Raw genomic sequence first — 13,414 nt, forward strand, 5'->3', positions numbered from 1 at the left:
CCCACCCGATACACCGAACAGAAGAGCACCTTATGGGCAAGGCAACCGGTTTTCTGGAGTTCGAACGCCGCCACGAGGCGTACGAAGCACCGCTCACGCGCGTGAAGCATTACAAGGAATTCGTCGCGGCACTGACCGACGCGGACGCGAAGGTCCAGGGCGCGCGCTGCATGGATTGCGGCATCCCGTTCTGCAACAACGGCTGCCCGGTCAACAACATCATTCCGGACTTCAACGATCTCGTTTACCGGCAGGACTGGCAGCAGGCGATCGAAGTCCTGCATTCGACCAACAACTTCCCGGAATTCACGGGCCGCATCTGCCCGGCGCCGTGCGAGGCCGCTTGCACGCTCGGGATCAACAACGACCCGGTCGGCATCAAGTCGATCGAGCACGCGATCATCGACAAGGCCTGGGCGGAAGGCTGGGTGAAGCCGCTGCCGGCCGAGCACAAGACGGGCAAGAAGGTCGCGGTCGTCGGTTCGGGCCCTGCGGGTCTCGCCGCCGCGCAGCAGCTCGCGCGTGCAGGCCACGACGTGACGGTGTTCGAGAAGAACGACCGGGTCGGCGGCCTGCTGCGTTACGGGATCCCCGATTTCAAGCTCGAGAAGTGGCTGATCGACCGCCGCATGCGTCAGATGGAAGCGGAAGGCGTGACGTTCCGCACCAGCGTGTTCATCGGCAAGGATCCGCTGCCCGAGTCGATCGGTAGCCTCGCGAAGGAAACCATCTCGCCGGACACGCTGAAGGAAGAATTCGACGCGGTCGTGATCGCCGGTGGTTCGGAAACGCCGCGCGACCTGCCGGTGCCGGGCCGCGAACTCGCGGGCGTGCATTTCGCGATGGACTTCCTGCCGCAGCAGAACCGCGTGAATGCGGGCGACAAGCTCGTCGACCAGCTGCTCGCGAAGGGCAAGCACGTGATCGTGATCGGTGGTGGCGACACGGGTTCGGACTGCGTCGGCACGTCGAACCGTCACGGTGCGAAGCAGGTCACGCAGTTCGAGCTGCTGCCGCAGCCGCCGGAAGAGGAAAACAAGCCGCTGGTGTGGCCGTACTGGCCGATCAAGCTGCGCACGTCGTCGTCGCACGAGGAAGGTTGCGAGCGCGACTGGGCGGTCGCGACGAAGCGTCTCGAAGGCAAGAACGGCAAGGTCGAGAAGCTGATCGCGGTGCGCGTCGAGTGGAAGGACGGCAAGATGCAGGAAGTGCCGGGCTCCGAGTTCGAGATGAAGGCCGACCTCGTGCTGCTGGCGATGGGCTTCACGCAGCCGGCAGCGCCCGTGTTGGAGGCATTCGGCGTCGCGAAGGATGCGCGCGGCAATGCGCGTGCGGCGACCGAAGGCGATCGTTCGTACTACACGTCGGTCGACAAGGTGTTCGCGGCGGGCGACATGCGCCGCGGCCAGTCGCTCGTGGTGTGGGCGATCCGCGAAGGCCGCCAGTGCGCACGCTCGGTCGATGCGTACCTGATGGGGCATTCGAACCTGCCGCGATAAGCGCAGGTCGGTAGCCGTCGTGGAAACCGGGCGTCCGAAAGGGCGCCCGTTTTTTTTGCGCACACGATTCGGTGATCGTGCGGTGCGCGCCGTGCGCTTCGTATCGGGCGACCGGCCGGCGTCTCGCTGCGTCCGACACCGCCCCGGGCGCGCCACGACACGATCCCACGCCGCGGCTGTCACGATCCTGACACCTCCGCATTTTCGCGAAGCGTCGCCTAATCTGATCACATCCGGCAGCAATTTCCGGTCATCCCAAACCTTTCGTTTTGTAATGATCCTTGCAAACTGTCATATCATGTCGCCCCTCCGGCCGTGAAGCGAGCGGCTATCACATGTGACTGACCCTATTTACAAGGATTCTGGATGGAAGCACTCGTGCAAGGGCTGATCGACGCCGTCAACGGCGTGTTGTGGAACTACGTGCTGATCGCGCTGCTGCTCGGCGTGGGCCTGTGGTTCACGTTGCGGTTCCGGATGATCCAGCTGAAGGCGCTGTTGCTCAGCGTGAAGCTGGTCGGCAGCAAGGGCGAGCCGGGCAGCATCTCGTCGTTCCAGGCGTTCGCGACGGGGCTCGCGAGCCGCGTCGGCACCGGCAACATCGCCGGCGTCGCGGTCGCGCTGACCGTCGGCGGGCCGGGCGCGATCTTCTGGATGTGGATGACGGCGCTGGTCGGGATGTCGTCCGCGTTCGTCGAGGCGACGCTCGCGCAGATCTTCAAGGTGTCGCATTCGGACGGCAGCTATCGCGGCGGCCCCGCGTACTACATCCAGACGGGCCTGCGCTCGCGCGGCTTCGGCGTCCTGTTCTCGCTGTCGCTGATCCTCGCGTTCGGCTTCGTGTTCAATGCGGTGCAGGCCAACGCGATCGCCGATGCGTTCGACACGTCGTTCGGCTGGAGCCGCGCGACGGTCGGTCTCGGGCTCGTGCTGCTGACCGCGCCGATCATCTTCGGCGGGATTCGCCGGATCGCGGCGGTTGCGCAGGTGATCGTGCCGCTGATGGCGATCGGCTATCTCGCGCTCGCAGTCTATGCGGTCGCCACGCATATCGCGCTGGTGCCGGGCGTGATCGCGCTGATCGTGAAGAGCGCGTTCGGTCTCGAACAGGCGGCGGGTGGCCTGACGGGCTATGCGGTCAGCCAGGCGGTCGCGATGGGCGTGAAGCGCGGGCTGTTCTCGAACGAGGCCGGCATGGGCAGCGCGCCGAATGCAGCGGCAACCGCCAGCACGCGGCATCCGGTCGTGCAGGGGCTGATCCAGATGCTCGGCGTGTTCGTCGACACGATCGTGATCTGCAGCGCGACCGCCTTCGTGATCCTGCTGTCGGGCCAGTACGAACTCGGCACCGGCATGGAAGGTGCGGCGCTCACGCAGCGCTCGATCGCGAGCCACGTCGGCGACTGGGGCGGTATCTACATGGCGTTCGCGATCTTCTTCTTCGCGTACTCGTCGGTGATCGGCAACTACGCGTATGCGGAAGGCAACGTCGAATTCATCACGAAGCGGCGCGGCGTGCTGCCGCTGTTCCGCGTCGCGGTGCTCGCGATGGTGATGTTCGGCAGCGTCGGGCAACTGCCGCTCGTGTGGGCGATGGCCGATACGAGCATGGGGCTGATGGCGATCATCAACCTGATCGCGATCCTCGCGCTCGGCAAGTACGCGCACGCAGCCTGGCGCGACTATCGCCGCCAGCGCGCGGCAGGCGTGGCCGAGCCGGTGTTCACGCGCAACACGATTCCGGAACTCGCGAACGTGCTGCCGACCGACGTGTGGGGCGAGCATGGCCCGCTGCCGCAACGTCCGGCCGCGGCTGATCCGGCGCGCGCGCCGCGCGCGGTGGCGAGCGAGTCATGAACGGCGACCGGCTGCGCGTGTTCGTCGCGCTGATGCCCGATGCGGCATCGCGCGACGCGCTGCACGCGCTGCCGGTTACCCGGGGCGCGCGGCGTCCGCTGCCCGCGCAACTGCATGTGACGCTCGCGTTCGTCGGCGCGATCGAGCGGGCGTGCTGCGACGCGCTGGCCGCGTGCCTGCCGGCGCTCGCGGCCGCGCATGCACTGCCGTTGATGCCGGTCGAACGGATCGCGTGGTGGCCGAGCCTGCCGCGCGCGCGGCTGATCGTCGCCGAGCTGGCCGCCGTGCCGGCGTGCGCGGCGTTGAATCTCGCACTGTCGGCGAAGCTGCGCGAACTCGGCGCGCCGGCCGACCGGCGGCCGTTCCGCCCGCACGTGACGCTCGCGCGGCTGCCGCACGATGCGGTCGGGCAGCCGGCGCACGGCGGTGCGGTGAAGCGGCCGGTCGCGCTGCGGTTCGACGCGCTCACGCTGTTCGAAAGCCGGCTGTCGCACGAAGGCGTGTCGCATCGGCCGATCGTGTCGGCGCCGATTGCGCGGGCGGATGGAGAGGCGGACGGTGAGGCGGGCGGCCACGCGGCGCAGTGAGCGGCTTGTGAGCCGCGTTGCGATTGCCGGTCGCCATGTGTTTTGCGTCAGCGCATCGCGTCGACGATATCGTCGTGCCTGCCGTGCCTGCCGTGCCTGCCGTGCCTGCCGTGCCTACCGGGCGTAGCGCGCGAGCGTCAATCCCGACAGGTCGATCTCCGGTTCTCGCCCCGTGACGAGATCCGCCACCACCTTCCCCGAGCCCATCGACATCGCCCAGCCCGTCGAACCGTGGCCGACGTTCAGCCAGAGTCCGTCGACCCCGCTCGCGCCCAGCAGCGGCGGCCCGTCGGGTGTCATCGGTCGGCGGCCGACCCAGAAGCGCGCCGACGCGCGATCGGCCGCGTGCGGGAACCAGTCGTCGAGTACCTTCTTCAGCGTATCGAGCGCCTGCTGGCGCAGTGCGGCGTGCCGGTTGCCGAGTTCCGCGGTACCCGCGACGCGCAGCGTCGGGCCGAAACGCGTGATCGCCGTCTTCAGCGATTCGTCCATCAGCGCGGCGTGCGGCGATTTTTCGTCGTCGACGACGGCGAGCGTCGCCGAGTAGCCCTTCACCGGATACAGCGGCACGTCGATGCCATGCGGCCGCAGCAGGCCGGCGCTGTCGACACCGAGCGCGACGACGATCGCATCGGCGGCGAGCCGCACGTCGCGGTGCTTGCCGCCGGGGTTCGATGCGCGCGGGTTCGGTCCGCCAGCATCGCCGCCGTTACCGAGGATCCGCACGCCGCGCACCCGGCCGGCTGCAACGTCGAGCGCCCGCACTTCCGTGCGAAAGCGGAACGTCACGCCGTTGGCTTCGCACAGCGCTCGCAGTTCGCGCGTGAAGCGTGCGCAGTCGCCGGCTTCGTCGTCGGGCAGGTAGATACCGCCGACGGGTGCCTGCCGCGCCCAGCGCAGGCCCGGCTCGATCGCCGTGCAGCCGGCCGCGTCGAGTTCGCGGAACGTGATGCCCGCGTCGCGCAGCACCTTCAACGCGGGCTGCACCATCTCGACGTCGAACGCGCCGCGCAGCAGTTGCAGGTAGCCGCGGCTCGCGCCGTAGTCGAACGGATGGCTGTCGCGAAACGCGTGCAGGCACGCGCGGCTGTAGTACGCGATGCGCTGCATCCGCTGCTTGTTCACACGGAACCGCTCGAACTCGCATTCGCGCAGCCAGCGCGCGATCCAGCGCCACTGCGCGGCGTCGAGCGTCGGCCGGAAGATCAGCGGCGAAGCGGGCTTGAACAGGTACTTGAGGATCTTGCCCGGCATCCCCGGCGCGGCCCACGGCGTCACGTAGCCGGGGGCGATCACGCCCGCGTTGCCGAGGCTCGTCGCCTGCGCGACGTCGGCTTCGCGTTCGATCACGGTGACGTCGCAGCCTGCTTCGCGCAGGTGCCAGGCGGTGGTGACGCCGATCACGCCGGCGCCGAGAACGATCACGTGCATGCGGTTTCCCGAACGAGGAGGCCGCTCATGACGCGACGGCCGGATCGTCGACGAGCGACTTGCCGCGCGTTTCCGGCAGCACGAGCGCGGCGACGATCACGAGCAGGTAGCCGCCGCCCGCCACGAGGCCGATCGCCTTCACGAGCGACATCGACTGCGACAGCGCGCCGACGAGAATCGGGAAGAACGAGCCGAGCCCGCGCCCGAGGTTGTAGCAGAAGCCCTGGCCCGAGCCGCGGATCGCGCCCGGATACAGCTCCGACAGATAAGCGCCGACGCCCGCGAAGATTCCCTGCACGACGATGCCGAGCGGGAAGCCGAGCAGCAGCATCGCGGTGTCGGTGATCGGCAGCATCGTGTACGCCATGCCGAGCGAGAACGAGCCGATCGCGAACAGGATGAACGACGCGCGGCGGCCGAGCCGGTCGGACAGGATCGCGCCGACCACGTAGCCGACGAACGAGCCGACGATCAGCACGACGAGATAGCCGCTCGTGTTGAACACCGACAGGTGGCGGACGGTTTTCAGGTAGGTGGGTAGCCACGTCGTGATCGCGTAGTAGCCGCCGAGCATCCCGGTGCACAGCGCGCTGCCGAACAGCGTCGCGCGCAGGTGCGGCGGCGAGAAGATCTCGAGGAAGTGGCCCGACACGCGGCCTTCGTCGCGCGCGCGGCGGGTGGCCGTGTAGATGTCGGGATCGCTGACGTTGCGGCGGATGTACAGGATCCACAGCGCGGGCAGGATGCCGATCCAGAAGCACGCGCGCCACGCGACCTGCTCGGGCAGCAGCGCGAAGAAGGCCCAGTAGAGGATCGCGGCCGCGCCCCAGCCGAACGACCAGCTGCTCTGCACGGTGCCGACCGCTTTTCCGCGATGCTCGGGCGAGCGGATCGTCTCGGCCATCATGATCGTCACGACCGACCATTCGCCGCCGAAGCCGAAGCCCTGCAGCGTGCGCGTCGCGAGCAGTTGCCAGAACGAATGGGTGAAGCCGGACAGGCAGGTGAACAGCGCGAACGTCGCGATCGTCCACTGCAGCACGCGTACGCGGCCGTAGCGGTCGGCGAGGATGCCGGCGACCCAGCCGCCGAGCGCCGACGAGATCAGCGAGCTCGTCGCGATCATCCCGGCCTCGCTCTTCGTCATGCCCCAGGTGGCGATCAGCGTCGGAATCAGGAACGAATAGATCATGAAGTCGAACGCATCGACCGCGTAGCCGCCGAAGCCGGCGTACAGCGTCCTGCGCTCGCGCGTCGACAGTTCGTTGAACCACTGGAATGCCTGCATGCTTGCCGCCCCCTCTTCTGTCTCGTCTCGCGCTGCCGTCTGGCGGCTATTTTACGGGCGGGATGCGGGGTGCCAAAAAGGGGAGTGCCGGTGCGTGGCGGCTCAATGAACGGTGAGGGCGGCGGGTGTTTGCTCGCGGAAGGCGGGATGGCGGACCCAATCGCTTGGGCGTCGTGCAGGCCCGGGCAAAGGTGGCGGTCCACGCGCCGGCACCGTGCGCCGGCACGTGCTTCAGAGCGTCAGGCCACCGTCGACATGCACGACCTGGCCGGTGATCTGCCGCGCGGCGTCCGACAGCAGAAACGCGATCAGCGCGGCCACATCGTCGGGTTCGGCGATCCGGCCGAGCGGTGTCGCCTGTTCGGCCTGCGCCCATGCGGCGGCATTGCCGGCGCTCGGCCCGTGGTCCTTGCGCGTGAAGCCGGGCGCGACCGCATTGACGGTGATGCCGCGCGCGGCGAATTCGGCGGCCGCGGAGCGCACGAGCGATTCGAGCGCGGCCTTAGCCGCGGCGGTGGCCGCGAACGGCGCGTCGGCGCGGTAGCGGTGCGCGACGAACGAACTGACCGCGACGATTCGCGGCGCCACCGACGCTTCGAGCAGCGGCCGCGCGCGGCCCGCGAGCGCCGAGAACGCGCCGGGCATCGCCGCGAAGGCCGACGTGAGCGCATCCGCGGAAAGACCGGAAAAGGATTGCCGCGCGGCGAAGCCGGCATTGGCGACGAGATGATCGAGGCCGCCGAAGTGCGTGGCGGTTGCATCGACGAGCGACGCGGCGACGCCCGGCTCGCCGAGATCGCCGGTGAGCGTGACGCACTCCGCGCCGGCCGCCGTGCATGCATGAGCAACGTCGGTGAGCCGGGCGCGCGCCGCTTCGTCCGCGCCGCGCGCGTGCAGCGCCAGCGCGATGCCGGGTGCCGCGAGCCGCCGCGCGAGCGCCGCACCGATCCCGGAACCCGCCCCGGTAATCAGCGCGATCCGTGCGATGGGCGCGGCGCGTGCGCTCAAGCCGCGACCTTGTCGCTGTCGTTCACGCGCTCGACGTTGATCGTGCCCACATGGAACGCGGCCAGCGACTCGCGGTGCGCGATGCTGACGATCGCGGCCTTCGGCAGCCGTTCGGCGAACAGGTGGTACAGGCGCGCTTCGTTGTCGGCGTCGAGCGCGCTGGTCGCTTCGTCGAGGAACAGGAAGTCGGGCTTGTGCAGCAGGACGCGCGCGCCGGCCAGGCGCTGCTGTTCGCCCGGCGACAGCACGCGGGTCCAGTGCGCGGTTTCGTCGAGGCGGCCGACGTAATCCTCGAGGCGGCATGCGCGCAGCGCGTCGCGGCAGGCTTCGTCGCTGAACGCGTCGGCCGTCGCCGGATAGGTGAGCGCGGCCTTCAACGTGCCGATCGGCAAGTAGCTCGTCTGCGGCACGAACATCATCCGCGCGCCGACCGGTGCATCGATCGCGCCGTCGCCGAACGGCCACAGGCCCGCGAGCGCGCGCATGAACGTGCTCTTGCCGGAACCCGACTTGCCGACCACGAGCCAGCGCGAGCCGGGCTCGATCGTGACGCTGCCGATGGTCGCGAGCGCGTTGCCGTTCGGCAGCGCGAGCTTGAGCGACGACGTCGACAGCTTCGCGTCGTCGACGTAGTGCAGGTTGATGCCGCCGTGCTCGGTCGCGGGCGACAGGCTTTCCTTCAGGTGCGACGTGCCCATCACGCGCTTGAATTCGCGCAGACGGTTGACGGTGGCGCGCCATTCGACGAGGGTCGAGTAACTGTTGATGAACCACGAGAACGAATCGCTGACGGTGCCGAACGCGGACGAGATCTGCATCAGCACGCCGAACGAGAACGCGCCCGCGAAATAGCGCGGCGCGGCGACGACGAGCGGGAAGATGATCGCGATCTGCCCGTAGAAGCTCAGCACGAACGTGAGCCGCTTCGTGTACTTCATCACGCGCCACCAGTTGTCGCGGATGCGCATGAAGAGGTTTTGCGCGTTGCCGGTCTCGGTCTTCTCGCCGTCGTAGAACGCGATCTGCTCGGCGTTCTCGCGCACGCGGATCAGCCCGAAGCGGAAGTCGGCCTCGACGCGCTGCTGCTGGTAGTTGATCGACACGAGCGGATGGCCGACCTTCTGGATGATCAGCGAGCCGACCACCGCGTACAGCGCGGCCGCCCACACCATGTAGCCGGGGATCGCGATCGGCGTCGCGCCGAGCGAAATCGTCAGCGCGCCGGCGAGCGACCACAGGATCGTGATGAACGACACGAGCGTGACGACCGTCGACAGCAGGTCGAGCGACAGCGCGAGCGTGGTCGTCGCGAACGACTGGAGGTCGTCGGTGATCCGCTGGTCGGGGTTGTCGGCGAGGCGGTCACGCTCGATCCGGTAGAACGCGCGATCGCCGAGCCACTGGCCGAGAAAGCGGTCGGTGAGCCACTGGCGCCAGCGGAAGCCGAGCATCTGCCGCAGGTAGCGGCCGTACACGGCGAGGATGATGAACGCGAACGCGAGCGCGGAGAACTGCATCAGCAGGTTCGGGAAGTCGTGGACGTCCTTCGACTGCAGCGCGTTGTAGAACTCCGCATTCCACTTGTTCAGCCGGACGTTGATCCAGACCACGCAGAGGTTGATCGCGATGATCGTGACCAGCAGGCCCCACGCGATTTTCCATTCGGACGATACCCAGTAGGGCTTGATGAGGCTCCATGCGGATACCGGGCGCTCGTCCTGCGGCGCGTCGGAGGCGGAGCGGACGGGATCGATCGATTGGGTCATGTGCTTCCTGATGAGTAGCCGGCGCGCGGGCCGGGCGAAGCCGGTTGCGCGCCGCGATACGGCATGCCGGGACGCGGCGCCGACTGACGGCGGGCGTCCGGATGGTCGCCCGCGCGTCTTAAACGGCACTTAAGGCCGGCGGTGACGCGGCAACCGGCCGCTCGCGCGGCCGGCCTGCGGGCATTGTGCCAGAGCGGCGCGGCACGTCGGCGAATTTGCCGCAAGGGGGACAGTTTGCGGCGCTTTCCGCTTTTATGGTCTAATGGCCGACGACGAAACAGGGGTGCTTCGTGGCGCGGCCGGCAGATGTTCCGGGCAGCGCGATGAGGCTGAGAAAGACCCTTCGCACCCGATCCGGGTAATACCGGCGAGGGAAGTTTCTGATCCCGCCGGGTCGCGCTGGCTGCCATCCCACATGGTCAGCGCCCTTGTCCCGCCCGGCCGGCCTTTGCTGCCGGTTTCGTCCTTTTGGGTACGCGCTTTGCGCGTTACGGAAGGAATGATGACCGCACAATCTTCAGTCTTTTGCATGGTTCCCGGCCCGATGCCGCGTGCGTCAGCATGCGGCGGCGCGTGCGCGTCGACGCTCGTCGTGCGTGCTCGCGCGGAGGGCGCGCGATGAACGCCCGGGATTCCCGACCCGATTTCGCGGTGCTCGGCGGCGGCCTCGTCGGCCGCCTGATCGCCTGGCGGCTCGCGGGCGACGGGCATCGCGTCGCGCTTTACGAGCGCGGCGGCCCGGACGGGGAGCAGTCGGCCGCGTGGATCGCGGCCGCGATGCTCGCGCCGCTCGCGGAAGCGGCGAGCGCGGAGCTGCTGATCACCGAGCTGGGCGCCGCGTCGCTCGCGCGCTGGCCGCAGTGGCTCGCGGAACTGCCCGAACCCGTCTTCTTCCAGCAGCACGGCACGCTCGTCGTCTGGCATCACGCCGATCGCGCGGAGGCACCGCTGTTCGAGCGGCGCGTGCGCGCGAACGCGCCGGCCGACCTGTTCGACCGCGGTTTCGTGACGCTCGCCGGCGCGCAGGTCGACGCGGCCGAGCCCGTGCTCGCGGGCCGCTTCGCGCGCGGCCTGCTGTTGCCGAACGAAGGCCAGCTCGACAATCGCCAGGCGCTGCGCGCGCTCGCGGCCGGCCTCGTCGAGCGCGGCGTCGACCTGCACTGGCACGTCACGATCGACGACGCGAACCTGCCTGCCGCGCATTTCACGATCGATTGCCGCGGGCTCGGCGCGAAACCCGCGCTGCCCGCGTTGCGCGGCATCCGCGGCGAAGTCGCGCGCGTGCGCGCGCCCGGCATCGGGCTCACCCGGCCCGTGCGGCTGCTGCATCCGCGCTACCCGCTGTACATCGCACCGAAGCAGGACGATCTCTACGTGATCGGCGCGACCGAGGTGGAGGGCGAGGACATGTCGCCCGTCAGCGTGCGCTCCGCGCTCGAACTGCTGAGCGCGGCGTTCTCCGTGCACCCGGCGTTCGGCGAGGCGCGCATCCTCGAACTCAATGCGCAATGCCGGCCGACGCTGCCGGATCATCGCCCGGCGGTGATCTGGGATGGCGCGTCGACGCTCGCCGTCAACGGCCTGTACCGGCACGGCTTCATGATCGCGCCGGAAGTCGCGCACGCGGCGGTCGCGGTCGCCGAAGCCGCGCTCGGCGGCGCGTTCGGCGATGCCGATGCGTTCGCCGCGTGGCGCGACGCCGAGCGCTGGCCGACGCTCCTTCATCACCGCAACGACGCGCGCCAGCCGGCCTGACGCGCGCTGCCGACCGAATTCGACGAAGCCTCATGGACATCCAGATCAACCAACAGAACCTGACGTTGCCCGACGGCGCAACGGTGGCCGACGCGCTCGCCGCATACGGCGCGCGTCCGCCGTACGCGGTCGCGCTGAACGGCAACTTCGTCGCGCGCACGCAGCACGCGGCGCGCGCACTCGCGGCGGGCGACAAGCTCGACGTCGTGCACCCGGTCGCGGGCGGCTGAGCGCCGCCGCGTTGTTCACGCATCGTCCCCGCTCTTTCAGGAAAACGACATGACGTCCCTCACCTCCGCCGACGCGTTGACGCTGTACGGCGAAACCTTTGCAAGCCGCGTGTTGCTCGGCACGTCGCGCTACCCGTCGCTGCAGTCGCTGTCCGATTCGATCGCCGCGTCGCGTCCCGGGATGGTGACGGTCGCGCTGCGCCGCCAGATGACCGGCGGCACGGCCGAAGCCGGCTTCTTCGACCTGCTCAAGCGCCACGCGGTGCCGCTGCTGCCGAACACGGCCGGCTGCCAGACCGTCGCCGAAGCCGTGACGACCGCGCACATGGCGCGCGAGGTCTTCGGCACCGACTGGATCAAGCTCGAACTGATCGGCGACGACTACACGCTGCAGCCCGACCCGGTCGGCCTGATCGAAGCGGCCGCGCAACTGGTCAAGGACGGTTTCAAGGTGCTGCCGTACTGCACCGAGGATCTGGTGATCGGCCGGCGCCTGCTCGACGTCGGCTGCGAGGCGCTGATGCCGTGGGGCGCGCCGATCGGCACGGGCAAGGGCGTCGTGAACCCGTACGGCCTGCGCGTGCTGCGCGAGCGGCTGCCGGACGTGCCGCTGATCGTCGACGCGGGGCTCGGCGTGCCGTCGCATGCGTGCCAGGTGATGGAGTGGGGCTTCGACGGCGTGTTGCTGAACACGGCCGTGTCGCAGGCCACGCATCCCGAGATCATGGCGCGCGCGTTTGCGCAGGGCGTCGAGGCCGGCCGTGCCGCGTATCTCGCCGGGCCGATGGATGCGCGCGAGACCGCGCATGCGAGCACGCCGGTCGTCGGGATGCCATTCTGGCACCAGGACGGAGGCGCCGCATGAGCGCGCGTTTCGCCGATGCATTCTGGCCGCCAGCCGACGAGCTGGCCGAAGCGGCCGAACGGATTCGCGCGCGGCTCGGCGACTGGCCGCGCGGGGCGGCGCCACGGCGGCTCTGCGTCGCGGTGCCCGATGTGCCGGCCGATGGCGACGTGCTGATCGTCTCGGCCGGCGACCGCGCCGCGCAGGCGCGCGTGTCGGCCGCGTCGCGGCCCGCGGCGCCGGGCGCCGTCGCGATCGAATTCGACGAGCAGGGCGCGGTGTTTCACGCAGCGGGCGCGCGCTACGCACTCGACGCCGCGCATCCGCTCGGGGACGACTGGATCGCCGCACTCGCGGCGTTCCTCGATTGCGGCTTCGCGCCGATCGATGCGCTGGTGCTCGCGCTGGCCTGGCGCGACGGCGATGAAACCCGCGCCGCCGATGCGTGGCCGGTCGACGCCGCGCAGTTCCCGCGGGTCGCCGGGCTGCCGGCCGCGCCCGAACCCGCATTCGCGCCGTGCCCCGCGCAACTCGGCCTGTATCCGGTCGTGCCGGACGCCGAATGGGTCGAACGCGTGCTCGATTGCGGCGTGCGGACCGTGCAACTGCGTGTGAAAGGCGCGACGCCGGACGTGATGCGACGGGAAATCGCCCGCGCGGTCGCGGCCGGGCGCCGCTGTCCCGATGCGCGCGTGTTCATCAACGATCACTGGCAGATCGCTGCAGAAGAGGGGGCGTACGGCGTGCATCTGGGTCAGGAAGACCTCGAGACGGCCGATCTGGCCGCGATCGCACGCGCGGGCCTGCGGCTCGGGCTTTCGAGCCACGGTTATTACGAAATGTTGCGGGCATTGCACGAGCGCCCGAGCTACCTCGCGCTCGGCCCCGTGTACGCGACTGCGACCAAGGCCGTTGCTGCGCCGCCACAGGGCCTCGCGCGGATCACCCGCTATGCGCGCTTCGTGGGTGCCCAGGCGCCGCTCGTCGCGATCGGCGGGGTGGGGCTCGATGCGCTGCCGGGCGTGCTGGCAACGGGCGTCGGGAGTGTCGCGGTCGTCAGCGCGGTGACGGGCGCGGCCGACTATCGGGCTGCCATTGCTGCGTTGCAGCAATGCTTTCCGGGACAATTTGACAATCGTTGACCGCAGG

The 13,414-nt window shown here is 69.3% G+C and carries 11 protein-coding genes and 1 riboswitch; of the genes, 7 read left to right on the forward strand and 4 right to left on the reverse strand.

The window, feature by feature from the left end; all coding sequences use genetic code 11:
• The first annotated feature begins 32 nt into the window (after positions 1–32).
• The 3 genes from CFB47_RS01885 (at position 33) to thpR (ending at position 3,943) form a co-directional block, all read left to right on the forward strand.
• On the forward strand, positions 33–1,499 hold the full coding sequence (locus CFB47_RS01885; RefSeq protein WP_039366713.1) for a glutamate synthase subunit beta: 1,467 nt from the start codon (positions 33–35) through the stop codon (positions 1,497–1,499).
• 366 nt (positions 1,500–1,865) lie between these two features.
• Positions 1,866–3,356, forward strand: coding sequence for a sodium:alanine symporter family protein (locus CFB47_RS01890; RefSeq protein ID WP_089455459.1), 1,491 nt, complete (start codon positions 1,866–1,868; stop codon positions 3,354–3,356).
• Entirely contained in the window at positions 3,353–3,943 is a 591-nt protein-coding gene (gene thpR / locus CFB47_RS01895; protein ID WP_089460348.1) for an RNA 2',3'-cyclic phosphodiesterase, read from the forward strand. The genes CFB47_RS01890 and thpR overlap by 4 nt, the downstream gene beginning before the upstream one ends.
• 114 nt (positions 3,944–4,057) lie before the next feature.
• Here the strand turns inward: thpR and CFB47_RS01900 are convergent, their stop codons facing one another.
• The 4 genes from CFB47_RS01900 to CFB47_RS01915 form a co-directional block, all read right to left on the reverse strand.
• A complete protein-coding gene (locus CFB47_RS01900) occupies positions 4,058–5,374 on the reverse strand; it encodes a D-amino acid dehydrogenase (RefSeq protein ID WP_089460349.1) in 1,317 nt (438 codons plus the stop codon).
• Between the two features lie 25 nt (positions 5,375–5,399).
• Positions 5,400–6,662, reverse strand: a complete 1,263-nt coding sequence (locus CFB47_RS01905) for an MFS transporter (protein ID WP_089430505.1) — start codon at positions 6,660–6,662, stop codon at positions 5,400–5,402.
• Positions 6,663–6,893: 231 nt separating this feature from the next.
• Positions 6,894–7,670, reverse strand: coding sequence for an SDR family NAD(P)-dependent oxidoreductase (locus CFB47_RS01910; protein WP_089439062.1), 777 nt, complete (start codon positions 7,668–7,670; stop codon positions 6,894–6,896).
• Positions 7,667–9,436: an ABC transporter ATP-binding protein/permease gene (locus tag CFB47_RS01915; protein ID WP_089439063.1), complete on the reverse strand. Its 1,770-nt coding sequence runs from the start codon at positions 9,434–9,436 to the stop codon at positions 7,667–7,669. The genes CFB47_RS01910 and CFB47_RS01915 overlap by 4 nt, the downstream gene beginning before the upstream one ends.
• 269 nt (positions 9,437–9,705) lie before the next feature.
• A riboswitch (TPP riboswitch) is annotated at positions 9,706–9,829 on the forward strand.
• A gap of 225 nt (positions 9,830–10,054) precedes the next feature.
• Here CFB47_RS01915 and CFB47_RS01925 point away from each other — a divergent pair.
• From CFB47_RS01925 to thiE, 4 genes are read left to right on the forward strand one after another with little or no spacing between them, the layout of a single operon-like run.
• Positions 10,055–11,191, forward strand: coding sequence for an FAD-dependent oxidoreductase (locus CFB47_RS01925; protein WP_089460350.1), 1,137 nt, complete (start codon positions 10,055–10,057; stop codon positions 11,189–11,191).
• Positions 11,192–11,223: 32 nt separating this feature from the next.
• On the forward strand, positions 11,224–11,421 hold the full coding sequence (thiS, locus tag CFB47_RS01930; protein WP_011350713.1) for a sulfur carrier protein ThiS: 198 nt from the start codon (positions 11,224–11,226) through the stop codon (positions 11,419–11,421).
• Positions 11,422–11,470: 49 nt separating this feature from the next.
• Positions 11,471–12,286: a thiazole synthase gene (locus CFB47_RS01935; protein WP_089455465.1), complete on the forward strand. Its 816-nt coding sequence runs from the start codon at positions 11,471–11,473 to the stop codon at positions 12,284–12,286.
• Positions 12,283–13,407 (forward strand): thiamine phosphate synthase, encoded by a 1,125-nt coding sequence (thiE, locus tag CFB47_RS01940; protein WP_089460351.1) that lies wholly within the window; start codon positions 12,283–12,285, stop codon positions 13,405–13,407. The genes CFB47_RS01935 and thiE overlap by 4 nt, the downstream gene beginning before the upstream one ends.
• Positions 13,408–13,414: the final 7 nt, after the last annotated feature.

The sequence above is a fragment of the Burkholderia sp. AU27893 genome, assembly GCF_002223205.1.
Taxonomy (GTDB): domain Bacteria; phylum Pseudomonadota; class Gammaproteobacteria; order Burkholderiales; family Burkholderiaceae; genus Burkholderia.